Genomic DNA, 21,133 nt, shown 5'->3' with positions numbered 1-21,133 from the left:
TCTCGCATAGTACTGTTCCGGCAGCCGTTGGCGCCTAGAAGGTTTTTGTGTAAAGCGTCAGGATCTGTGTCAGATCCCGGCGCGGAAGTTGATTGGGAAGCAGTTCGAACCGGGCCATACGGCCGCGGATCTCAACCGGCTTCATCCATTTTTCGACCTGATTGTACAGCGCCCGTCCGGCATAGTCGTCAAACAGCACGGTTACAGGCTTCTCCGTCCGCAGCATGACAGTCAGGAAGCAGGCAGCCCGGAACCGACCGTCAATCAGCACCAGGTCCGGTGCCTCGAAGTGCGGCTGGTCCCAGATCGTATTAGGATACTGATGGAACCGGCGCCACATATCGTTATTTAACGGCCTGCCCCATTTGCCGGTCTTGCCGACATTGGCATGGTGCAGATGCACTTCAGACTTGCTGCCAGCCTGGCGCAGGTACCGCTTCATCATGCGGTACCACATTTTGTCGGACTCGACGGAAAAGATTTTCTTCCCGCTCAGCTCAGACGCCAGAACGGTCGAGCCACCGCTGCCATACTCCAGAATGACACCTGCATCCCGGTAATGACTGCGAACCCACTCGGCCTCTTCAGGCGGCAGAGTAAGCTGCGGGCGCTCGATGATCTGTTCGTCTTTTGCCATTGACCGGCCCCTTAGCCCAGCACCACAGCGGTGCCGCTGGCCGAAACCATAAGCATGGACTGCCCAACCACTTCGTAGTCCAGATCCACGCCCACAACGGCATTGGCGCCCTTGTCCCGGGCACGGTCTTCCAGCTCGGCCAAGGCAGTTTCGCGGGCATCCTGCAGCTTGCTTTCATACGCGCCGGAGCGGCCACCGACGATATCGGTGATCGATGCAAAAACATCGCGCACCACATTGGCGCCCATGATCGCCTCGCCCACCACGATGCCCTTGTATTCGGCGATCTGGTAGCCTTCGACGTTTGGTGTGGTTGTGACGATCATGCTGTTGCTTCCTTGTGACGACACCCCAAGGGCCGGCCTTTAGCCGACCGAGCCTTCGAGCGAGATCGCAACCAATTGCTGCGCTTCCATGGCGAACTCCATCGGCAGCGCCTGCAGCACGTCTTTGCAGAAACCGTTGACCACCAAGGCCACCGCCTCTTCCTCGTCCATGCCGCGCTGCCGGCAGTAGAACAGCTGGTCGTCATCCACCTTGGACGTCGTCGCCTCGTGCTCCACGCGGGAGGAATTATTCTTGACCTCGATGTAGGGAACCGTGTGGGCGCCGCATTTATCGCCGATCAGCAGCGAGTCGCACTGGGTGTAGTTGCGGCTGTCCTTGGCCTTGGGGTGCATCGACACCAGACCGCGGTAGGTGTTCTGCGCCTTGCCGGCAGAGATCCCCTTGGACACGATCCGGGATTTGGTGTTTTTGCCAAGGTGCACCATTTTAGTGCCAGTGTCGGCCTGCTGCATGTTGTTGGCGATGGCGATCGAATAGAACTCGCCCTGGCTTTCATTGCCGCGCAGGATGCAGGACGGGTATTTCCAGGTCACGGCGGAACCGGTTTCAACCTGGGTCCACATCACCTTGGCGCGGTCGCCGCGGCAATCGGCGCGTTTGGTCACGAAGTTGTAAATGCCGCCCTTGCCGTTCTCATCGCCCGGATACCAGTTCTGGACGGTGGAGTATTTCACCTCGGCATCTTCTTCGATGATGATTTCGACCACTGCGGCATGCAGCTGGGCGATATCGCGTGCCGGTGCGGTACAGCCTTCCAAGTAGCTAACATAGCTGCCTTTATCGGCGATGATCAGCGTACGTTCGAACTGGCCGGTGTTTTCCGCATTGATGCGGAAATAGGTCGACAGCTCCATCGGGCAGCGCACGCCCGGCGGCACATAGACAAAAGAACCATCCGAGAACACGGCGGAGTTCAGAGTGGCGTAGAAGTTGTCGGAAACAGGAACCACGGTGCCGAGGTACTTTTTGACCAGCTCGGGATGTTCGCGGATGGCTTCGGAGATCGAGCAGAAGATAACGCCCGCTTCCTTCAGCTCTTTCTGGAAGGTGGTGCCAACAGAAACCGAATCGAAAACAGCATCCACGGCTACTTTGCGGCCCTCGGCGGGCGCATTTTCAGCGCCTTCGACGCCTGCCAGAATCATCTGTTCTTTCAGAGGGATACCCAGCTTTTCATAGGTCGCCAGAAGCTTGGGGTCGACCTCATCCAGCGACTTGGGCTTCACTTCCATCGATTTCGGGCGGGCATAGTAATACTGATCCTGGAAATCGATTTCCGGATAGTCGACCATCGCCCAGGTGGGTTCTTCCTTTTGCAGCCAGCGCTCGTACGCCTCCAGCCGCCAGTTCAGCATCCATTCGGGCTCTTCGTTCTTTTCAGAAATCAGCCGGATAATATCTGTGGTCAGCCCTTTGGGGGCGTATTCCATCTCGATATCGGTTTCCCAACCGTATTTGTAAGCACCGCCAACCTCGCGGACTGCGTCCACGGTTTCCTGGTCAACACCTTCCTTGACTTGGGTCTGGTCCAAAGCGGCCATTGTCATCTCCTCACTCACGCCGCGCGGGCGCGATGTTTCTTTTCTTTTTGCAGCCACGCATCGGCAAAGCGCAGTACGTCTTCTTCTGTTGTTTCCGGCCCCAGCGACACGCGGATTGCGCTTTGTGCCGTGGCCTCGTCATATCCCATTGCGGTCAGCACCGCGCTGGCGCGCACCTTGCCGCTGGAGCAGGCGCTTCCCGCGCTGATGGCAAATCCCGCCAGATCCATCTGCATGACCTGGGTTTCGCCCTTCCAGCCCGGGGTCGCAAAACACAGGGTGTTCGGCAACCGCTTCTGATCCTTCCCGACAAAAATAGTATGGCTTGCGCCAGACACAAGCGCCTTTTCTAGAATATTTCTAAGTTCTGCAACCCTGTCCCAGACACCATTTGCCAGATCTTTTTCCGCCGCTTCAGCTGCAGCACCGAAGCCCGCGATTCCAATGACATTTTCGGTGCCCGACCGGCGGCCCATTTCCTGGCCCCCACCCTTGATCCGGGCTGGCAGATCCGTGCCGCGTTTCATCACCACGGCGCCGGTCCCCTTGGGGCCGCCCAGCTTGTGCGCTGAAATCAGCGCCATTTGGACGCCCAGCCAGTTGAAGGCTACCGGCAACTTGCCAAAGGCCTGGGTCGCATCCGTGACCGCCAGCCCTTCCGGCAGGTGCTGCGCTATACCGGTTTCGGAATTGGCCAATTGCACTGTGCAGGCTGCGGGATCGGTGACCCTGACCGTCCCTTGAGCGCTTACATCAAGATCTTCCACGGTCCAGGCCCGCACCGCATCATGCTCCACTGCGGCACCATGCAGTCCGCGGCCTGCCAAAGCCAACGAGGCACCTTCGGTTGAGCCGGAGGTAAACACAATATCCGCACCGTCCGCACCAAAAGCCGCAACCACCTGCGCCCGCGCCTTCTCAACCAAAGCCTTGGCGGCCCGGCCTTCAGCATGCACAGACGACGGATTGCCGCAAACATCCATCGCCGCAATCATTGCAGCCCGCGCCTCGGGACGAAGGATAGCGGTGGCGTTGTGATCAAGATAAACGCGAGTCATAGAGTCATCTTTTTGCGGATCGCTGCCGCCTCATACGCTGCCCCGCAGCACTTCGCAAAGCTTTCCCGCGTAAATTGTGCGGTATCCACGCCGAGACCGGACAGACGAGGAAGGCGTATTCTTAGCACCTCAATCATCCACCACGGCAAACAGGTTGGGCACAGCCGGGCATGGCGCCAGATCGTTCTTGATGACATCAGACAGGCGGGTCTGGTGCAGAAATACATAGACATGCGCGCTCAGCCCCTCCCACAAGCGGTTGGTTAGAGATTGCGCCCGGCTGCCGGACAACGCGCCCGAAGCTCCCGCCCCCTTGTGCATTGCATCAACCGTTTCATCCACGGCAGACAGCACATCGACCACCCGGATCTCAGACGGTATCATCGCCAGCCGGTAACCGCCGCCAGGGCCGCGCACCGACTCGACCAGCCCCGCACGGCGCAGCTTGACAAACAACTGCTCCAGATACGGCAGCGAGATATCCTGGCGCTTGGAAATGTCTCCCAGCGGCACCAAATTGCCCTGCGGCTGCAGCGCGATATCCGCCAGCGCGACCATTGCATAGCGCCCTTTGGTGGAAAGCTTCATAATTTACCCCTCGAAACCAGGGCGCGAGTGCGAAAACATTGACCTTGCCCGCGTCTGTGCGTATCTCAGCCTGACGGTGCATGGCGAGGCCAGCGCCCTTGATTAGAACTGTTCTAAGATGCCCGACGGAACCCGTCAAGTTTTCTGCCGGCAGTCCCGAGAACGAGAGTAGGATTTGAACCACCCATGCCCGAGGTCATCTTTCCTGGACCCGAAGGCCGCCTCGAAGGCCGCTATCACCCGCAAAAAGAAAAAGACGCCCCGATCGCCATCGTGCTGCACCCGCACCCGCAGTTCGGCGGCACCATGAACAATAAGGTGGTCTACAACCTCCACTATGCGTTCTACAACATGGGCTTCACCGTTCTGCGGTTCAATTTCCGCGGTGTCGGCCGCAGCCAAGGCGAATACGACCAGGGCGTGGGCGAACTGTCGGATGCGGCGTCGGCGCTCGACTACCTGCAGTCGATGAACACCAATTCCAAGCATTGCTGGGTTGCGGGCTTCTCCTTTGGCGCCTGGATCGGCATGCAGCTCTTGATGCGCCGTCCGGAGATCACCGGCTTCATCTCGGTTGCGCCGCCGGCCAATATGTATGATTTCTCCTTCCTGGCGCCCTGCCCGTCTTCCGGCCTGATCATCAACGGTACCTCTGACCGTGTGGCGCCGCCTGCGGATACCGCCAATCTGGTTGGCAAGCTGCATGAGCAGAAAGGGATCACCATCACTCACAATGAGATCGAGGGTGCGGATCACTTCTTCCAAGAGCCGCATATGGACACAATGATCAGCGATGTGTCCGATTATGTGAAGCGCCGCCTGACGGAGAACACCCGCTGATGAGCACGATCGAGACGCTGGCCCAAAAACTGGCGGTCGATACGATCAAGGTGCAGGACGCCAGCGGCGAAGACCGGTTGTATGTGGAGGTGGGCCAGGTTCTGGGCGCCGCCTCCCAGTCGCTGGAAGAAGCGTTCCTGACAGAAATGCGCGTGCGTCTGGCCGAACGCAAGGCGCGCGAGTTTCTCAATCAGAAAATCAGCAAAATTCAAGCGCAGCTTGAAGCGAATGGCGAAGCATGAGCGCCCGGCTGGACGCGCAATTCGCCTTCCTGCTGGAAGCAGACAAGCTTCGCCGCATTGACCGCCAAAACCTGATCATTGATTGCAGCCGACGCGAAAATTCGGCGGAACACAGCTGGCATCTGGCGCTTTATGCGCTGGTCCTGGCCCCGTTTGCATCGCCGGACGTGGATATTTTCCGCGCGGTCCGGATGCTGCTGCTGCATGATCTGGTCGAAATTGACGCAGGCGATCACCCGATTACAGATAATGTCGATTGGGACGCGGTAGCACAGGCAGAGCAAGCCGCTGCCAATCGCCTGTTTGGATTACTGCCCGCGGATCAGGGCGCTGAATTCCTGGACCTATGGCAGGAATTTGAGGCTGCGGACAGCCCGGATGCGAAGTTTGCCAAACAGGTGGACCATTGCCAGCCGATTTTTCAGACGCTCTGCGGAGCCAAACCGCTGGATTGGCATGTCGATGTGGTCCGGCAAAACCTGAACGGCGGGCGCGCTGCAGCGCTGGAGCAGGATTTCCCCGAAGCCTACCACCATGCACTTGCCCTGCTGGATGAGGGGACCGGCTTTGACTGCAGCCGGCTGACCGCCCGCCTGCTTTTCCTGAATGAGGCAGACAAGCTGAAGCTGATCACCCGCGCCTCCATGCTGGGGGATGGGTCCCGGCACGAAAATTCGGCCGAACACAGCTGGCACATCATGCTTTACGCCTGGGTTCTGGCAGAGCACAGCGCCGCCCCGCTTGATCTGGACCGGGTGCTGCAAATGCTGCTGCTGCATGACCTCGTCGAAATCGACGCAGGCGATGCGCCGATCCACGGCGTGATTGATCCCGCAGCCCTCGAGGCGCTCGCCGCCAAGGAAGAAGCTGCCGCAGATCGCCTGTTTGGCCTGCTGCCCGCCGGGCAAGGCATGCCGATGCGGGCCATCTGGGACGAGTTCGAAGCGGCAGAAACCGCTGACGCTGTTTTCGCCAAATCCATCGACCGGGTTCAGCCGGTAATGCTTAACCTGCTGAACGGCGGCGGCAGCTGGGTCGATTATGACGTGAACCTTCCGCAACTCGAGGCGCGGGTTGGCAAAAAGGTCAACCTCGGCGCACCAGGCGTTTGGCGTTCTGTCCGGGACAGGATCGAACCCTGGTTCAGGGAAACCGGTCGCCTTTGACAACAAACTGGGGCAATGCTGCCAGAGAAATAGCGCGCAGGATAATGACCCCCTTCATCCTGCATGGCAACGGATAAGCGCATATGCGGGGTACGGCACCGGCCACGCGTCAGGCTCTCCAGGCAACCTGGCGGCACGTATGACGCAACTTGAAGCAAGCTGTTAACGGGTTCTATTTCCCACCCCGATTGCAAAAATTGGAACGATCTCCTAATACAGCCCAGCGTCAGCGCACCGCGTTTCTTCGCACAGTCATCTGTTCACTGACGCGGCGGCCGAAAACAAGGCATTCTGTGACGCATTAAGACTTCCTGCCTTGCTATGAATACGGTACCGGAGAAAGCAATACCGCTCCGCCAGAGGCTGGGCAAAACGCGCACACGGAGGCAGAGATGCCGGTTCACTACTTCTACCTGATTATCGCGGTTGCAGCAGAAACCATTGGCACTACGGCCCTGCAGGCCAGCCAGCAGTTCAGCAAACTGGGACCGTCGCTGATTGTTCTCGTCGCTTATGCCTTCTCATTCTACATGATGGGGCTGACGCTTAAATTCATGCCGGTCGGTATCGTCTATGCGATCTGGTCCGGGCTTGGCATCCTGCTGATCGCTGTGATCGCTTTCTTTGCCTTTGGCCAGAAGCTTGATCTTCCAGCCGTGATCGGCATGGTGCTGATCATGTCCGGCATCATTATCATTCACCTGTTTTCCCAGTCTTCCACCCATTGATCCGAATTTGCGGCGCCTTTGGACGCATTTCCTCTGGCCTTTATACCGGGTTCGGGCTATGCGCGGCCCAACTTCCTTACAAAGGCGAACTTCATGGACTTGCGCAACATTGCGATCATTGCTCACGTTGACCACGGCAAAACCACTCTGGTCGACGAGCTGCTGAAACAATCCGGCGCCTTCCGCGAAAATCAGGCTGTGGCGGAGCGCGCCATGGACAGCAACGATCTTGAGCGCGAGCGCGGCATTACCATTTTTGCCAAGCCCACCTCGGTCGAGTGGAACGGCACCCGTATCAACATCGTCGACACCCCTGGCCACGCCGATTTCGGCGGCGAAGTTGAACGGATTCTGTCGATGGTCGACGGAGTGGTGCTGCTGGTGGACGCCGCCGAAGGCCCGATGCCGCAGACCAAATTCGTGACTTCCAAGGCGCTGGCCCTAGGCCTGCGCCCGATCGTGGTGTTGAACAAAGTCGACAAGCCGGACGCCGAGCCCGACCGCGCGCTCGACGAATGTTTTGACCTGTTTGCTTCGCTCGAAGCCAACGAAGACCAGCTGGACTTTCCGCACATGTACGCCTCCGGCCGTTCCGGCTGGGCCGACGCGGAACTGGACGGCCCCCGCAAGGACCTGCACGCGCTGTTCAATCTGATCGTTAACCACGTGCCGGAACCGAAGCAGATCAAACAGAAGGACGATGACTTCCGGATGCTGGCCACCACTCTGGGCAGCGATCCCTTTGTTGGCCGCCTGCTGACTGGCCGCGTTGAATCCGGCAAACTGAAGGTCGGCGCAACCGTTCAGGCCCTCACCCGCATCGGCCAGAAGATCGAACAGTTCCGCGTGACCCGCATCCAGGCGTTCCGCGGCCTGGCCCAGCAAGACATCGAAGAAGCGCAAGCTGGGGACATCGTCTCCATCGCCGGCATGGCAAAGGCCACCGTGGCCGACACCATCTGTGCCCTCGCCGTGGATGAACCGCTGGACGCCCAGCCGATCGATCCGCCCACCATCACTGTGACTTTTGGCATCAACGACAGCCCGCTGGCCGGCCGTGACGGCAAAAAAGTCCAGTCGCGCGTCATCCGCGACCGCCTGATGAAAGAGGCCGAAAGCAACGTCGCGATCAAGATCGCGGACACCCCTGGCGGCGAGGCCTTCGAGGTTTCGGGCCGCGGTGAACTGCAGATGGGCGTTCTGATCGAAAACATGCGCCGCGAAGGGTTCGAGCTGTCGATCTCCCGCCCGCAGGTGATCATGAAGGAAGTCGACGGCGTCCGAATGGAGCCAGTCGAAGAAGCCACCATTGACGTGGACGACGAATACTCCGGCGCGGTGATCGAGAAGCTTACCGGCGCCCGCAAAGGCGAACTGGTCGAGATGAAGCCCGCCGGCGCAGGCAAGACCCGCATCATCGCCCATGTACCCTCGCGCGGCCTGATCGGCTATCACGGAGAATTCCTGACCGACACCCGCGGCACCGGCGTTCTGAACCGCGTGTTCCATGGCTGGACCCCGCACAAAGGTGCGATCCCGGGCCGCCGCGCAGGTGTGCTGATTTCTATGGAGAACGGCACTTCGGTTGCGTTTGCGCTGTGGAACCTGGAAGAACGCGGCAAGATGATGATCGGCGCTCAGGCCGACGTCTACACCGGTATGATCATCGGCGAGCATTCCCGCGAAAACGACCTGGAAGTGAACCCGCTGAAAGGTAAAAAACTGACCAACGTTCGCGCCTCGGGCACCGATGACGCGGTGCGCCTGACAACCCCGGTGACGCTGTCGCTGGAAGAGTCGATTGCCTACATCAACGACGACGAACTGGTCGAGGTGACGCCCAACTCTGTGCGTCTGCGCAAGCGCTATCTGGACCCGCATGAGCGTAAGCGGATGGCTAAGGCCAACGCCTGAGAATAGTCAAACGGCGGCAGAAATTTGTGCCGCCGTTTTCTGTTACGCCTAAATCACAGCTGTGACGCTGTCCCCCAAGACCACGCTGCCCGGCTCGACGACTTCGGCGTACCAGCCGCCATGCCCGCGCATCGCATTATAGCCACCATGGCCCAGCATCCCTTCCATCCGCGAGCAAGGCGGACAAGGGCCGGTCAATTACAAAACCGCGCTGCCAACCTGCAGCTTGGCCTTGCGCAAAGCAGCCAGATTTATCTCTGAAATGACAAGGTTCCGGCGCAGTTGCCCGGGCTGTACGCTGTCTAAGCCGGCCAGAGCCGCAATCACCGGCAGATGCTCGGCCTGAATCATGGTTACAGCGCGCTTGCCTTCTTTGGCATGATCGCCGCAAAGACCCGCTGCCGTTACATCCGCAGTTTCTGAAGTCAGGATTTCTTCCCGCCGCGCAGGCCGCAGCCCGATCCACGCCACCCGGCCCTGGCCGGTGTGGCGTTTCAGCATCTCCGCAAAAACGGTGATCGCTATTCGGAGGTTTCCACCACCATCAGTTCCCGCTCGGACGCCCCGCGCGCGTGGCTCAGCGCCTCCTGGTATTCCGGGCTGTGATAACAATCGACCGCGGCGTCGACACTTGGAAATCTGGCCACCACATTGCGCGGGCGCTCCTTGCCCTCCAGCTGCACGAAACGCCCGCCGCGAGCGACGAAGGTGCCGCCGTGCTTGGCGATGGCCGGCCCCGCCAGTTCGGCATACTTGCCGTAGGCATCAGCATCGGTCACGGTTACATGTGCAATCCAGAGTGCAGGCATCGGAGCCTCCCAAGTTATGATATTTCCGGCAGATTAGGCGATTTGCCGGAAAGACCAAGTGTTTTTTTGACCAAATGGTCAGCCAGTCAATACGGCCTCGGCTGCCTTTATCGCCTCGTCAGCGCCGGAGAAATCCTTGCCGCCGCCCTGGGCCATATCCGGACGGCCGCCGCCGCCTTTGCCGCCCACGGCCGGAACAGCCGCTTTCAGCACGTCCACAGCCGAGATTTCGCCAGTCAGATCGTCGGTCACACCGGCAGCCACAGCGACCTTGCCATCCTCCTCGGCGATCAGCAGGATCACACCGGAGCCGATGTTCTGCTTATGTGCATCAATGAGGCCGCGCAGGTCTTTGCCGGACACCCCCTTCAATGCCTGGGCCAGGAACTTCTTGCCGCCGATCTCCTTGGCATCGGCAGCATTTCCAGAACCGCCGCCCATCGCAACCTGCTGTTTGAGGTTCGAAATCTCGTTCTGCAGCGCCTTGCGCTCATCCATCATCGCCCTCAGACGGTCCATGACATCCGCAGGCTGCGTTTTCAGAGCTGTGGCAATCTCTGCCATACGGCCTGCTTCGCGCTCCAGATGCTCAAACGCTGCGGCACCGGTCAGCGCCTCGATCCGCCGTACACCGGCCGAGGACGCGCTGTCGCCGAGGATCACAAATGTACCGATATCGCCGGTCTGCTTCACATGGGTGCCGCCGCACAATTCTATCGAATAAGTGTCGCCATCGTGGCCCTTGCCAGTTGCCGCCCGCCCCATGGAAACGACCCGCACTTCATCCCCGTATTTCTCTCCGAAGAGCGCCTGCGCGCCTAGGTCCCGCGCATCATCCGGGGTCATGATCCGGGTCGAAACAGGAGTGTTTTGGCGAATGAAGTCATTTACTTCTGCACCAACCTTCATCAGTTCAACAGCGCTCATCGCCTTGTTATGGCTGAAATCAAAACGCAGGCGGTCAGCGGCGTTGAGCGATCCTTTCTGAGCCACATGCTCCCCCAGTGCATTGCGCAATGCCTCATGCAGCAGGTGAGTGGCCGAGTGGTTGGCACGGATCCGGCTGCGGCGCTCGTGATCGACCTCCATGGCGGCACCCAAGCCAACGGCAACTTCGCCTCCCGTCACTTCGGCGATGTGCAGGAACAACCCTTCTACCTTTTTGGTGTCGGTAATACGGGCCGCGCCGCCTTCGACGGTCAGCACGCCGCTGTCGCCAACTTGGCCACCGCTTTCACCATAAAACGGCGTTTGGTTCAGAATGATTTGAACCGTTTCGCCCTTGCTCGCCGATTGAACCTGTGCGCCGTCCTTAACGATTGCTGCTACTTGGCCTTCAGCGTTTTCGGTCTCGTAGCCCAGGAATTCCGTAGGCCCGACTGCATCGAGAATGTCGAAGTAAACCTTCACATCCGCCGCTTCGCCCAGGCCGATGCCGCCAGCTCGGGATTTCTCCTTTTGCGCTTTCATCGCCGCATCGAAACCCTCAGTGTCGACCTCGATTTCCTTTGCACGCAATGCGTCCTGCGTCAAATCGAGCGGGAATCCGTAAGTGTCATAGAGTTTAAACGCAGTTTCGCCGGGCAGGACATCGCCCTTGCCCAAGTCGCCCGAGGCATCATCCAGCAGCTTCAGGCCACGGTCCAATGTCCTGAGGAAACGGGTTTCTTCCTGCTCGAACGTCTCTTCGATCAGCGCCTGACCCTGGCCAAGTTCCGGATAGGCCGCGCCCATCTTCTGAACCAGCGCTGGGACCAGCTTGTGCATCACGGGATCAGCGGCACCCAGCAGCGACGCATGGCGCATCGCGCGGCGCATGATTCTGCGCAGAACATAGCCGCGGCCTTCATTCGAGGGCAGCACGCCTTCGGCAATCAGAAAAGAGCAGGACCGCAGGTGATCCGCGATCACCCGGTGATGCACGTTCTGATCCCCGAACGGTTCCGAGTTGGTCACATTTGCCGAAGCTTCGATCAGCGATTTGAACAGATCGGTCTCATAGTTGTCATGCGTGCCTTGCAGCAGCGCGGCAATTCGCTCCAGCCCCATGCCGGTGTCGATCGACTGCATCTCCAGATCAACCATTGAACCGTCGGCGAACTTCTCGTTCTGCATGAAAACGAGGTTCCAGATCTCGATGAAACGGTCGCCGTCTTCCTCAGCCGAACCCGGAGGGCCGCCCCAGATATGATCGCCGTGGTCATAGAAGATTTCTGTGCAAGGACCGCAAGGGCCGGTATCGCCCATCTGCCAAAAGTTATCAGAGGTTGCAATCCGGATGATCCGGTCCTCCGGCACCCCGATCTTCTTCCAGATTTCAAAGGCTTCATCGTCAGTGTGGTAGACGGTCGTGTAAAGCCTGTCCTTGGGAACGCCGAGTTCCCTGGTGATAAGCTCCCAGGCAAAAGGGATTGCCTCGTGCTTGAAATAGTCACCAAAGGAGAAGTTGCCGAGCATCTCGAAAAATGTGTGGTGGCGCGCGGTATAGCCCACATTGTCGAGGTCATTGTGCTTGCCGCCGGCGCGCACGCATTTCTGCGAGGAGGTCGCGCGTTTGTAATCGCGGCTCTCAACCCCGGTAAAACAGTTCTTGAACTGCACCATGCCTGAGTTGGTGAACATCAGGGTCGGGTCGTTGCGCGGCACCAGCGGGCTGGAATCCACCACTTCGTGCCCCTGTTTGGCAAAGTAGTTCAGAAAGGTTGAGCGGATGTCGTTGAGCGTCGGCATATACAGGATCTCTTGCGGGCTTAAAATAAGCGTTCCGGGCAGGTTTACCCCCCAGCCGGCGCACTGTCTACAGCGCGAAGCAGCGTCTCCCATGAAAAAGGGCGCAGCTTGCGCCACGCCCCCGTTTTTTAAAGATCCGATCAGATTATCCGGCGCTTAGGCCTCAAGGATATCGTCAGTGCCACCCACATCCGGACGGTCGAATTCCAACCCGTGCGAGGCGCGGATCTTGTCTTCGATATCAAAAGCAATCGCCGGGTTGTCCCGCAGGAAGGTCTTGGCGTTTTCACGCCCCTGCCCGATCCGTTCATCCCCATAAGAGAACCAGGCACCGGATTTATTGACGACACCGGCCGCCACGCCCAGATCCAGCAGTTCCCCCATCTTCGAGATACCTTCGCCATACATGATGTCGAATTCCACCTGCTTGAACGGCGGCGCCACCTTGTTTTTCACCACTTTGACACGGGTCGAGTTGCCGACCACCTCGTCCCGGTCCTTGACCGCACCGATGCGGCGGATGTCCAGGCGGACGGAGGAATAGAACTTCAGCGCGTTGCCGCCGGTGGTGGTTTCGGGCGAGCCGAACATAACACCGATTTTCATGCGGATCTGGTTGATGAAAATCACCATGCATTTGGAGCGGCTGATCGAGCCGGTCAGCTTGCGCATTGCCTGGCTCATCAGGCGGGCCTGCACGCCGACACTGCTGTCCCCCATATCGCCCTCAAGCTCGGACTTAGGGGTCAGTGCGGCAACGGAGTCGACAATCACCATGTTGACAGCACCCGAACGCACCAGCGTGTCGGTGATTTCCAGCGCCTGTTCGCCGGTATCTGGCTGCGAAATCAGCAGCTCATCCAGATCGACGCCCAGCTTGGCCGCATACTGGGGATCCAGCGCGTGCTCCGCATCGACAAAGGCGCAAACACCGCCCTTTTTCTGCTGTTCCGCAATGCAATGCAGCGTCAGCGTTGTCTTGCCGGAGCTTTCCGGCCCGTAGATTTCAATAATCCTCCCCATCGGCAGACCGCCGATCCCCAGCGCGATATCCAGCCCCAAAGAGCCGGTCGAGCTGGCCTCGATCTCCTGCAAGGCGGTGCCGTCGCCGAGCTTCATGATGGAGCCCTTGCCGAACTGCCGCTCAATTTGCGCAAGCGCGCTGTCGAGCGCCTTTTGCTTGTCACCGCTTACTTTATTTTTCATGGTCAAAAGATCCGCCATAGTCCCTTGTCCCTTTCTATGTGTCACACACCGGGGCGTGCGGCAATCACTGCTTTGTTCACCTCTTGTTCCTTATGAGTTCAAAAGGAGAACATTGCAACAGAAAACTGGTATACCCACTTCACGGCGCGGGTGTTAAAGATTGGTTTATAGTTAATCCGCAATAAGAAATTTTACCGGGCAGTTGACTGAATGATGATATTTTTCAAGGAACGGCTGGCGCTTCTATCCGTTCCCAAGACCGGCACCACTGCCTTTCAGGCGGCTTTGCGCAGCCAGGCGGATCTCATGATCACCGACCCGCCGGAGCTGAAGCATGCGCCGCTTTACCGCTACAACCGCTGGATCCGGCCGATGTTTGAAAAAGTCTGCAGCGCGGAACTGGAGGTGGCCGCAGTGATGCGGGAACCGGTCAGCTGGCTGGGCAGCTGGTACCGGTACCGGCAACGGCCCGCGCTGGATGGCCAGGCAAACTCGACCAAGGATGTCAGTTTCGATGAATTCCTGCACGCCTATTGCAAGGGAAAGCCGCCCGCCTTTGCCAATGTCGGCAGCCAGGCGAAGTTCCTGGAAGCCCAGCCTAACGGCTGCAAGGTAAGCCATCTGTTCCGCTATGAGGATCAAGATGCACTCAGGAAATTTCTGGAGCAGCGCCTCGACTTGGACATCCGGCTGGAGCGCAGGAATGTCAGCCCTCAGGCAAGGCTGACGTTAAGCCCGGATGCCGAGAGCCATGTCCGGCGAAAACGCGCCGCGGAATTTGAACTTTACGAGTCTATTCCGCTGCGCTGAACATGAAGAAAGCCGCCAGGACCGGCGGCTTTTTCCACGCCTGTGATTTCCAGCCTCAATGAAGTTGTTCGTGAACCGTTTCGGTCAACTGGTTGAGCGAAAACGGCTTGGGCAGGAAAACCGAATTCGGTACATCCGGATCGGCCTCGCCAAAGGCCCCTTCGGCATAGCCGGAGACGAACACCACCCGGGTGTCAGGACGCTCTTTCAGCGCCTGTCGCACCCAGCTGGGACCATCCATACCAGGCATCACCACATCGGTGACGAAGACATCCACCGTCAGGCCGGGATCTTCCAGCGTGCGCAGGGCGTCCTCGGCAGATTCGGCTTCCAGAACCGTATAGCCCCGCATCCTGAGAGCCCGCGACGCAAAGGCCCGCACAGGTGCCTCATCCTCAACCAGCAGCACCACGCCCTCGCCATGCTGGGCGGCGGCAGCTTTCTCCGAGGACTCAGCCGGCTTTTCAGCAGTCGTCTGATCGGCTTGCTGTTTGTACACCGGGAAGAACAGAGTGAACTGGGTGCCGTGGCCCTTCACCGAGTCAACAAAGATGTAGCCGCCTGTCTGCTTGATGATGCCATAGGCAGTGGACAGGCCCAGGCCGGTTCCCTCGCCCGTGCGTTTGGTGGTGTAAAAGGGCTCAAAAACTTTTTGAAGCTTATCCGGAGCAATTCCAACGCCTTCGTCGGACACTTTCACGGTGACCCAATCGCCGGCTGGAACCGTGGCGCGGTTCCGCTCCAGCGGCTTGTCGAGCGCGATAACTTCCGTCTCAACCCGGATTTCGCCGCCCTGCGGCATCGCATCGCGCGCGTTTACCACGAGGTTCATCAGCACCTGTTCCAGCTGCCGTTTATCGGCGCGGATCGACTTCATCACCGGATCATGGCTAAGGGTCAGAGTAACCTTCTCGCCGACCAGCCGGTTCAGCAGATGCGTGAGGTCCGACAGCGTTTCCCTCACATCCAGGGTTTCAGGCTGCAGGGTCTGCTTGCGAGAAAATGCCAGCAACTGGCTGACAAGCGAGGCCGCCCGGTTGGCGTTTTCATGGATCTGGATCAGGTCTCCATAGTCCTGATCACCCTGGTCATGCCGCAGCAGCAAAAGGTCGCAATGGCCGGAAATCGCGGTGAGCAAATTGTTGAAGTCATGCGCAACGCCGCCGGCAAGCTGCCCGATTGCCTGCATCTTCTGGCTTTGCACAAATTGCGCTTCCAGCGTTTTCAGCTCGGTCGCGTCATTCAGAACTGCGATCAGCAACGGGGTGCCCTCTTCCACCACCCGGGTTAGCGTAACCTGGACAAAAACTTCCTTGTCAGATCGTGACAGGCGCAGGAATTCAGACTTGTTCGGCGCCAGCCCATCGGCTGTATCGCGCAGCCAGTCAGACATCGGGCGGCCGAGACCCTCCATCAGCTGGCCAAGTTTAAGATTTGCGCAGCTTTCAACCCCCAACAGGCGCAGGGCCATGCGGTTGCTGGTCAGAATTTCACCTGTAGGAGCAACCTTGAGGAACGGCACCGGCAGCGCCTCCAGCCCGGCTTGGGCGGAGTCGAAATTGCATTCATCCACTTCCATCAGAAACAGCTCGCTGCGGCCCTGAGTCTGGTTTTTCTCGCTGACCAGAACTTGGACCGGGCCCGATTTGGTGCTGAGCGTGTTGATCTGACCGGGCATGACCGGCAGTGCAGGAAACAAACGGTCGGTGGACTTCACCCGTTCACCAATCAGGCTGCGGGCCGCCTCGTTCATGAACAAAACAGCACCGGTCCGGCCAACCGTGATCATCGGAACCGGCATCGTTTCGGCACCGCGCCCATTGCCGCCGCGGTCCAGAATATCCTCAACCCGCCATAAAAAGCTGCCGCCATTCATCTGGTGAACCGCCAGCCGCACCTGGCCGCGGCGGGTCACAATATCCTCGCGCGCGGCGCCATCGACGCGGGCCCGGCTTTGCAGCCGGTACAAGACCGCCGACGGGTTGGCCAGAATCGACCGCAAGGTTCCAGCCAATGTGTCGCGGCTGCCGTCCTGGAACCGTTTCACTGCCGCCCCGTTGCAGGCATGGATCACCCCGTCATCGTCGGTGACAAAGCTGGGTGTCGCATCTTTTTCGATAAAACCGGTCAGCAGGTCGGCCGCCATCGCCCGCGCATTCAGCCGCATCCGGGTTTGGATGACCATCAGCGCCGCCACAGCCGTCAGTGTCAGCCCTACCATGACAAAGCCGCGGCCCATCCAATCGGGCAGCGGCACCAGCCAGGGGCTGAACATCAGCATCAGCGCCAGCAGCAGCGTCGCTGCTAACCGGGCGTGCTCGGGCGCGTAAACCCGCAGTTCCGGAATGGAAGTTTCTTGGCGACCGGGCATTGCGGCTCCATGGAAAGTGCAAAGTGACGCCATAACGCGGCGGTTTTGGTTAAGACCACGTTAAGAAACACAAATGTTTCCCGGCGGAGACCCTAGCAACCACCCTTAGCGCGCGTCAACACGGCAACAAAGAAACCATCGGTGCCGTTCTGCACCTGCCAGCTTTGCTGCGCCGCCAGAGACCAGCCCCTGTTCTCTTGCAGAAACTTTTGAACCTGCTCTGTGTTCTCGCTGTTCAGCATTGAGCAGGTGGCATAGGCCAAAGTTCCGCCAGGCGCCGTCAGGCTTCCCGCTTTACGCAAGATATCTGCTTGGACTTGGTGCAGAGACTGCAGATTTTCAGGTGTCAGCCGCCATTTGCCTTCGGGTGCCCGCCGCCAGGATCCGGACCCGGAGCAGGGTGCATCGCACAGCACCAGGTCAAACGGCCCGCTGCGGTCAAGGTCCGCAGTCAGCAGTTGCTGCACCTGCACACCCGCCCGGGCCGCGCGCTCGGGAAGGTCTTTCATGCGCCTGGGGTCGGCATCATGGACAAACAGCCGGAGTTTCGCCTGCGCTGCCATGGCCAATGCCTTGCCGCCGCCGCCAGCGCAGTAATCCAGCACCTTCATTCCGTTTTGCAACGGCAAAAGCGCGGTTACAGCCTGGCTCGCTGCATCCTGCAACTCAACAAGACCGTCCTGATAAACTTTCGTATTGCGCAGCTTACGGGCACCTTCGGTCACTTCCAGCGCCGTGGCAGCGGCCGGGTGCGGCCGGGTGGCGATGCCTTCAGCGGCAAGCGCCGTTTGCGCCTGCGCAAGTGTCCCGCGGGCAATGTTCACCCTCAGATGCACTGGCGCTCGGCCGCGCAGGGCAAGGGCTGCGGCTTCGGCCTGATCCCCAAGACTGCTGCTGAACTCAGGCCACAGCCAATCAGGAATATCCAATGCCTCCGCCCCTGCGGGCGGAGAAGGCAGCTGACATTCCGCTTCTGTCAAAGGTGCAGGCCCGTATCCCTGTCCGCTAAAGACGTCATCCGGGTCCTGCCCTGCTTCCCGCAGCGCGCCCAGAACCAGCCCCCGTCCGCTGCGCGCGCCGCCAAGGGCTGCGTGCGACCGCTGGCAACGCAGGGCAGAAAATACATGATCACGCACCGCGGCCCGGTCTTTCGAGCCGGCAAACCGGCTTCGGCGGCCCCAGGACGTCAAAGCCTTCTCCGCAGGCTCGCCCTCCAGAATCTGGTCTAGAACCTCGACGGCCGCCTGCAGGCGGGCGGCGGGGGTCATGCCCCTGCCCTTTGATTGCACGCGGCCATCATCGCTTATCCTGCCCGGTAGTTCGGTGCTTCGCGTGTGATCTGCACGTCATGCACATGACTTTCCTTCAGCCCGGCGCCGGTGATACGGACAAAATTGCAGTTCTTGCGCATCTCATCCACAGTCGCACAGCCGGTATAGCCCATTGCTGCGCGCAGACCGCCGACCAGCTGGTGAACGACCGGACCTGCTCCGCCTTTGTACGGGACCTGGCCCTCAATGCCTTCCGGCACCAGCTTGTCGCTGGCGGCATCCTTCTGGAAATACCGGTCAGCCGAGCCGCGTGCCATGGCGCCCATCGAGCCCATGCCGCGGTAGGATTTGAACGAGCGGCCTTGATACAGGATCACTTCACCCGGGGATTCATCCGTGCCGGCGATCATTGAACCGACCATGGCACAGGATGCACCAGCCGCGATCGCCTTGGCAAAATCTCCCGAGAATTTGATGCCGCCGTCGGCGATTACCGGGACATCGCCTGCAGCGTCTGCGCAATCCATGATCGCAGTCAGTTGGGGCACGCCGACACCGGCCACCATGCGGGTGGTGCAGATCGATCCCGGGCCAATGCCGACCTTGACCGCATCGGCACCCGCATCGATCAACGCGCGGGTGGCTTCGGCTGTGGCGACGTTGCCGGCAATCACCTGCACCGCGCCATACTGCGCCTTGATGCGCTTCACCGCGTCGATCACGCCCGCCGAATGGCCATGGGCCGTATCCACAACGACGATATCGACACCGGCGTCGATCAGCGCTTCGGAGCGTTCAAATCCGCTGTCGCCAACCGAACTGGCGGCAGCAACCCGCAAGCGGCCCAGCTCATCCATGCAAGCGGTCGGGTGCAGCACTGCCTGTTCGGTGTCTTTCAGGGTCAGCAGGCCCGTCAGCCTGCCATCCTTGTCAGAGACCAGCAGTTTCTCGATCCGGCGCGCTTTCATCAGAGATTTGGCTTCTTCCAGATCGGCGGGCTCCTGCAGCATCGCCAAATTGTCCGAGGTCATCATCACCGACACCGGTGTGCTGTCGTCAGAGGCAAAGCGCATGTCTCGGTTTGTGACGATACCGACCACGCGCCCTGCGCCGTCCACCACCGGGAATCCGGTCACCCGATAGCGTTCCTGCAGCGCCTTGGCGTCGGCCAGGGTCTGGTCGGCGGTCAGCGTAATGGGGTTATAAACGATACCCGAGATAAAGCGCTTGACCCGGCGCACTTCGCGGGCTTGCTCTTCCACATTCAGGTTTTTGTGGATCACCCCCATGCCCCCGGCCTGCGCCATGGCAATGGCCATGCGGGATTCGGTCACCGTATCCATTGCCGAGCTCAAAAGCGGGATGTTCAACGACACCGACTGCGTCACCCGGGTGCGCGTATCCGCGGTATTGGGCAGCACGCTCGACGCGCCTGGCACCAGTAGAACATCATCAAAGGTGAGAGCCTCACGAATCTGCATTGGTCATCCTCATGCATAACCCCGTTTGGCGGTGACCCTATGGCACAGAACCTTGCGGGTGGAAAGGCCGCGAAGCAAGAATTCCTGCACCGCAGCAAATCTTTGGCAGGCGGCTGATCTGGATCAAGGCGCAGGACGTCGCCACAGCTATCAGGAAAGCTGCAGAAATGATGCAGGATATTGCCATGCCCGCCCCATTGGAAAACATCACTGTTCTGGACCTCACCCATGTTCTGGCTGGTCCTTACTGTTCGATGATCCTGTCGGATCTTGGCGCCAGGATCATCAAGGTCGAACGCCCCGGAACAGGCGACGACACCCGGAATTTCCCGCCGTTCAAGGACGGCGAAAGCGCCTATTTTGCCACGATTAACCACGGCAAGGAAAGCATCGCACTGGATCTGAAGGCACCGGACGATCGGGCGGTTTTTGAGAGGCTGCTGGCGCAGGCCGACGTGCTGCTGGAAAACTACCGTCCCGGGGTAATGCAGAGGCTGGGCTATGGCTGGGAAGATCTGCATGCCAGATTCCCGCGGCTGATCTATGGCGCTGTATCGGGCTTTGGCCACTCCGGCCCCGATGCCCAGAAACCGGCCTATGACATGGTGGTCCAAGCCCGCGGCGGGGTGATGTCGATCACCGGTGAAAAAGACCGCGACCCCGTGCGCGTCGGTGCCTCGATCGGCGATATCGTTGCCGGGATGTTCCTGGGGCACGGCGTCCTGGCAGCCCTTCTGGACGTAGAAAAATCCGGCGAGGGCCGATTTATCGATGTCGCCATGCTGGACAGCCAGCTGGCGCTGCTGGAACACGCCATCGCAATCACATCGGTGACAGGCAAAGCCCCCCAGCCCTCGGGCGCCCGGCATCCGTCGATCACCCCGTTTGAAACCTTTCACGCAGCGGACGGGTTGTTTGTGATTGCGGCTGGCAATAACGCACTGTTTGCCCGGCTCTGCGCCGCGCTGGACTTGCCGCTTGCCGCAGACCCGCGTTTTGCCACCAATCCGGCCCGGTGCGAAAATGCACGCCTACTGAAACGCTTGATCGAAGCGATAACCTTGGGGAACAGCAAAAACCACTGGATCGGAGTTCTGACCGAGGCGGGCATTCCGACAGGGCCGATCCAGACCGTGGATCAGGTAATGAAGGATCCGCAGATCCTGGCCCGTAATATGGTTGTCGAGGTTCTGGGTGAAAACGGCAAATCCGCAAAATTGTCAGCTGGCAATCCCATAAAAATGAGCGGTCTGGCGGACCCGGAAACCCGCGCCCCGGCACCGAAGCTGGATGCGGACCGGGCAGAGATTCTGGCGTGGCTGAAAGAGGTTGAGGCCCATGCCGTTCCCTGACAGCCGGCCCACCCTAAAAACGCATCCCAAAGTCATCAAAT

At 59.7% G+C, this 21,133-nt stretch carries 19 protein-coding genes; 7 read left to right on the top strand and 12 right to left on the bottom strand.

Going from position 1 to position 21,133, the window contains the following annotated elements:
* Window positions 1-34: 34 nt before the first annotated feature.
* The 5 genes from METH_RS07860 to iscR all read right to left on the bottom strand — a co-directional run bounded on the left by METH_RS07860 (window position 35) and on the right by iscR (window position 4,172).
* Window positions 35-637 carry a hypothetical protein gene (locus tag METH_RS07860; RefSeq protein ID WP_024089905.1) on the bottom strand — a complete coding sequence of 201 codons (603 nt, stop codon included), beginning with the start codon at window positions 635-637 and terminating at the stop codon, window positions 35-37.
* An 11-nt stretch (window positions 638-648) separates the two neighbouring features.
* Window positions 649-963 (bottom strand): heavy metal-binding domain-containing protein, encoded by a 315-nt coding sequence (locus METH_RS07855; RefSeq protein WP_024089904.1) that lies wholly within the window; start codon window positions 961-963, stop codon window positions 649-651.
* 39 nt (window positions 964-1,002) lie between these two features.
* A complete protein-coding gene (gene sufB / locus METH_RS07850; protein WP_024089903.1) occupies window positions 1,003-2,526 on the bottom strand; it encodes a Fe-S cluster assembly protein SufB in 1,524 nt (507 codons plus the stop codon).
* Between the two features lie 14 nt (window positions 2,527-2,540).
* Window positions 2,541-3,584: a cysteine desulfurase family protein gene (locus METH_RS07845; protein WP_024089902.1), complete on the bottom strand. Its 1,044-nt coding sequence runs from the start codon at window positions 3,582-3,584 to the stop codon at window positions 2,541-2,543.
* Between the two features lie 129 nt (window positions 3,585-3,713).
* Complete coding sequence (gene iscR, locus METH_RS07840; RefSeq protein WP_024089901.1) at window positions 3,714-4,172, bottom strand: Fe-S cluster assembly transcriptional regulator IscR; 459 nt, start codon at window positions 4,170-4,172, stop codon at window positions 3,714-3,716.
* Between the two features lie 186 nt (window positions 4,173-4,358).
* Between iscR and METH_RS07835 the strand changes: the two genes are divergently transcribed.
* From METH_RS07835 to typA, 5 genes are all read left to right on the top strand, one after another.
* The gene (locus METH_RS07835) at window positions 4,359-5,012 is read left to right on the top strand and encodes an alpha/beta hydrolase (protein WP_024089900.1); all 654 of its coding nucleotides are present in this window, start codon (window positions 4,359-4,361) and stop codon (window positions 5,010-5,012) included.
* Entirely contained in the window at window positions 5,012-5,254 is a 243-nt protein-coding gene (locus METH_RS07830) for a hypothetical protein (RefSeq protein WP_024089899.1), read from the top strand. Before METH_RS07835 ends, METH_RS07830 begins: the two co-directional genes overlap by 1 nt.
* Window positions 5,251-6,420, top strand: a complete 1,170-nt coding sequence (locus METH_RS07825) for an HD domain-containing protein (RefSeq protein WP_024089898.1) — start codon at window positions 5,251-5,253, stop codon at window positions 6,418-6,420. Before METH_RS07830 ends, METH_RS07825 begins: the two co-directional genes overlap by 4 nt.
* Before the next feature lie 392 nt (window positions 6,421-6,812).
* The gene (locus METH_RS07820; protein ID WP_024089897.1) at window positions 6,813-7,148 is read left to right on the top strand and encodes a DMT family transporter; all 336 of its coding nucleotides are present in this window, start codon (window positions 6,813-6,815) and stop codon (window positions 7,146-7,148) included.
* A gap of 93 nt (window positions 7,149-7,241) precedes the next feature.
* Entirely contained in the window at window positions 7,242-9,062 is a 1,821-nt protein-coding gene (gene typA, locus METH_RS07815; RefSeq protein ID WP_024089896.1) for a translational GTPase TypA, read from the top strand.
* A gap of 198 nt (window positions 9,063-9,260) precedes the next feature.
* Here the strand turns inward: typA and METH_RS25255 are convergent, their stop codons facing one another.
* The 4 genes from METH_RS25255 to recA form a co-directional block, all read right to left on the bottom strand.
* The gene (locus METH_RS25255; protein WP_342667090.1) at window positions 9,261-9,413 is read right to left on the bottom strand and encodes a hypothetical protein; all 153 of its coding nucleotides are present in this window, start codon (window positions 9,411-9,413) and stop codon (window positions 9,261-9,263) included.
* A 170-nt stretch (window positions 9,414-9,583) separates the two neighbouring features.
* Window positions 9,584-9,871, bottom strand: a complete 288-nt coding sequence (locus tag METH_RS07805) for a DUF1330 domain-containing protein (protein WP_024089895.1) — start codon at window positions 9,869-9,871, stop codon at window positions 9,584-9,586.
* Window positions 9,872-9,949: 78 nt separating this feature from the next.
* Window positions 9,950-12,601 carry an alanine--tRNA ligase gene (alaS, locus tag METH_RS07800; RefSeq protein WP_024089894.1) on the bottom strand — a complete coding sequence of 884 codons (2,652 nt, stop codon included), beginning with the start codon at window positions 12,599-12,601 and terminating at the stop codon, window positions 9,950-9,952.
* Between the two features lie 156 nt (window positions 12,602-12,757).
* Window positions 12,758-13,825, bottom strand: a complete 1,068-nt coding sequence (gene recA, locus METH_RS07795) for a recombinase RecA (RefSeq protein WP_024089893.1) — start codon at window positions 13,823-13,825, stop codon at window positions 12,758-12,760.
* Window positions 13,826-14,017: 192 nt separating this feature from the next.
* Here recA and METH_RS07790 point away from each other — a divergent pair, with 192 nt between their 5' ends.
* Window positions 14,018-14,617 (top strand): hypothetical protein, encoded by a 600-nt coding sequence (locus METH_RS07790; RefSeq protein WP_024089892.1) that lies wholly within the window; start codon window positions 14,018-14,020, stop codon window positions 14,615-14,617.
* A gap of 55 nt (window positions 14,618-14,672) precedes the next feature.
* On the opposite strand, the gene METH_RS07785 is transcribed toward METH_RS07790, so the two are convergent.
* The 3 genes from METH_RS07785 to guaB all read right to left on the bottom strand — a co-directional run bounded on the left by METH_RS07785 (window position 14,673) and on the right by guaB (window position 19,740).
* Window positions 14,673-16,988 carry an ATP-binding response regulator gene (locus tag METH_RS07785; RefSeq protein WP_024089891.1) on the bottom strand — a complete coding sequence of 772 codons (2,316 nt, stop codon included), beginning with the start codon at window positions 16,986-16,988 and terminating at the stop codon, window positions 14,673-14,675.
* Between the two features lie 92 nt (window positions 16,989-17,080).
* Entirely contained in the window at window positions 17,081-18,256 is a 1,176-nt protein-coding gene (locus tag METH_RS07780; RefSeq protein WP_024089890.1) for an RsmB/NOP family class I SAM-dependent RNA methyltransferase, read from the bottom strand.
* Window positions 18,257-18,291: 35 nt separating this feature from the next.
* Complete coding sequence (gene guaB / locus METH_RS07775) at window positions 18,292-19,740, bottom strand: IMP dehydrogenase (protein WP_024089889.1); 1,449 nt, start codon at window positions 19,738-19,740, stop codon at window positions 18,292-18,294.
* Window positions 19,741-19,925: 185 nt separating this feature from the next.
* Between guaB and METH_RS07770 the strand changes: the two genes are divergently transcribed.
* Window positions 19,926-21,092 (top strand): CaiB/BaiF CoA transferase family protein, encoded by a 1,167-nt coding sequence (locus tag METH_RS07770; protein WP_024089888.1) that lies wholly within the window; start codon window positions 19,926-19,928, stop codon window positions 21,090-21,092.
* Window positions 21,093-21,133 lie beyond the last annotated feature (41 nt).

The organism is Leisingera methylohalidivorans DSM 14336 (genome assembly GCF_000511355.1).
Classification (GTDB): Bacteria; Pseudomonadota; Alphaproteobacteria; order Rhodobacterales; family Rhodobacteraceae; genus Leisingera; species Leisingera methylohalidivorans.
Note: the sequence above shows the minus strand (reverse complement) of the source record. Positions and strands in the feature narration are given on the sequence as shown.

Coding starts and splice junctions, on each gene's coding strand:
- recA (WP_024089893.1), bottom strand. CDS start 13,825: ATGGCGGATCTTTTGACCATGAAAAATAAAGTAAGCGGTGACAAGCAA.
- METH_RS07785 (WP_024089891.1), bottom strand. CDS start 16,988: ATGCCCGGTCGCCAAGAAACTTCCATTCCGGAACTGCGGGTTTACGCG.
- METH_RS07780 (WP_024089890.1), bottom strand. CDS start 18,256: ATGACCCCCGCCGCCCGCCTGCAGGCGGCCGTCGAGGTTCTAGACCAG.
- METH_RS07805 (WP_024089895.1), bottom strand. CDS start 9,871: ATGCCTGCACTCTGGATTGCACATGTAACCGTGACCGATGCTGATGCC.
- METH_RS07860 (WP_024089905.1), bottom strand. CDS start 637: ATGGCAAAAGACGAACAGATCATCGAGCGCCCGCAGCTTACTCTGCCG.
- METH_RS07830 (WP_024089899.1), top strand. CDS start 5,012: ATGAGCACGATCGAGACGCTGGCCCAAAAACTGGCGGTCGATACGATC.
- iscR (WP_024089901.1), bottom strand. CDS start 4,172: ATGAAGCTTTCCACCAAAGGGCGCTATGCAATGGTCGCGCTGGCGGAT.
- METH_RS07820 (WP_024089897.1), top strand. CDS start 6,813: ATGCCGGTTCACTACTTCTACCTGATTATCGCGGTTGCAGCAGAAACC.
- METH_RS25255 (WP_342667090.1), bottom strand. CDS start 9,413: ATGATTCAGGCCGAGCATCTGCCGGTGATTGCGGCTCTGGCCGGCTTA.
- METH_RS07845 (WP_024089902.1), bottom strand. CDS start 3,584: ATGACTCGCGTTTATCTTGATCACAACGCCACCGCTATCCTTCGTCCC.
- METH_RS07855 (WP_024089904.1), bottom strand. CDS start 963: ATGATCGTCACAACCACACCAAACGTCGAAGGCTACCAGATCGCCGAA.
- METH_RS07770 (WP_024089888.1), top strand. CDS start 19,926: ATGCCCGCCCCATTGGAAAACATCACTGTTCTGGACCTCACCCATGTT.
- alaS (WP_024089894.1), bottom strand. CDS start 12,601: ATGCCGACGCTCAACGACATCCGCTCAACCTTTCTGAACTACTTTGCC.
- guaB (WP_024089889.1), bottom strand. CDS start 19,740: ATGCAGATTCGTGAGGCTCTCACCTTTGATGATGTTCTACTGGTGCCA.
- METH_RS07825 (WP_024089898.1), top strand. CDS start 5,251: ATGAGCGCCCGGCTGGACGCGCAATTCGCCTTCCTGCTGGAAGCAGAC.
- typA (WP_024089896.1), top strand. CDS start 7,242: ATGGACTTGCGCAACATTGCGATCATTGCTCACGTTGACCACGGCAAA.
- METH_RS07835 (WP_024089900.1), top strand. CDS start 4,359: ATGCCCGAGGTCATCTTTCCTGGACCCGAAGGCCGCCTCGAAGGCCGC.
- METH_RS07790 (WP_024089892.1), top strand. CDS start 14,018: ATGATGATATTTTTCAAGGAACGGCTGGCGCTTCTATCCGTTCCCAAG.
- sufB (WP_024089903.1), bottom strand. CDS start 2,526: ATGGCCGCTTTGGACCAGACCCAAGTCAAGGAAGGTGTTGACCAGGAA.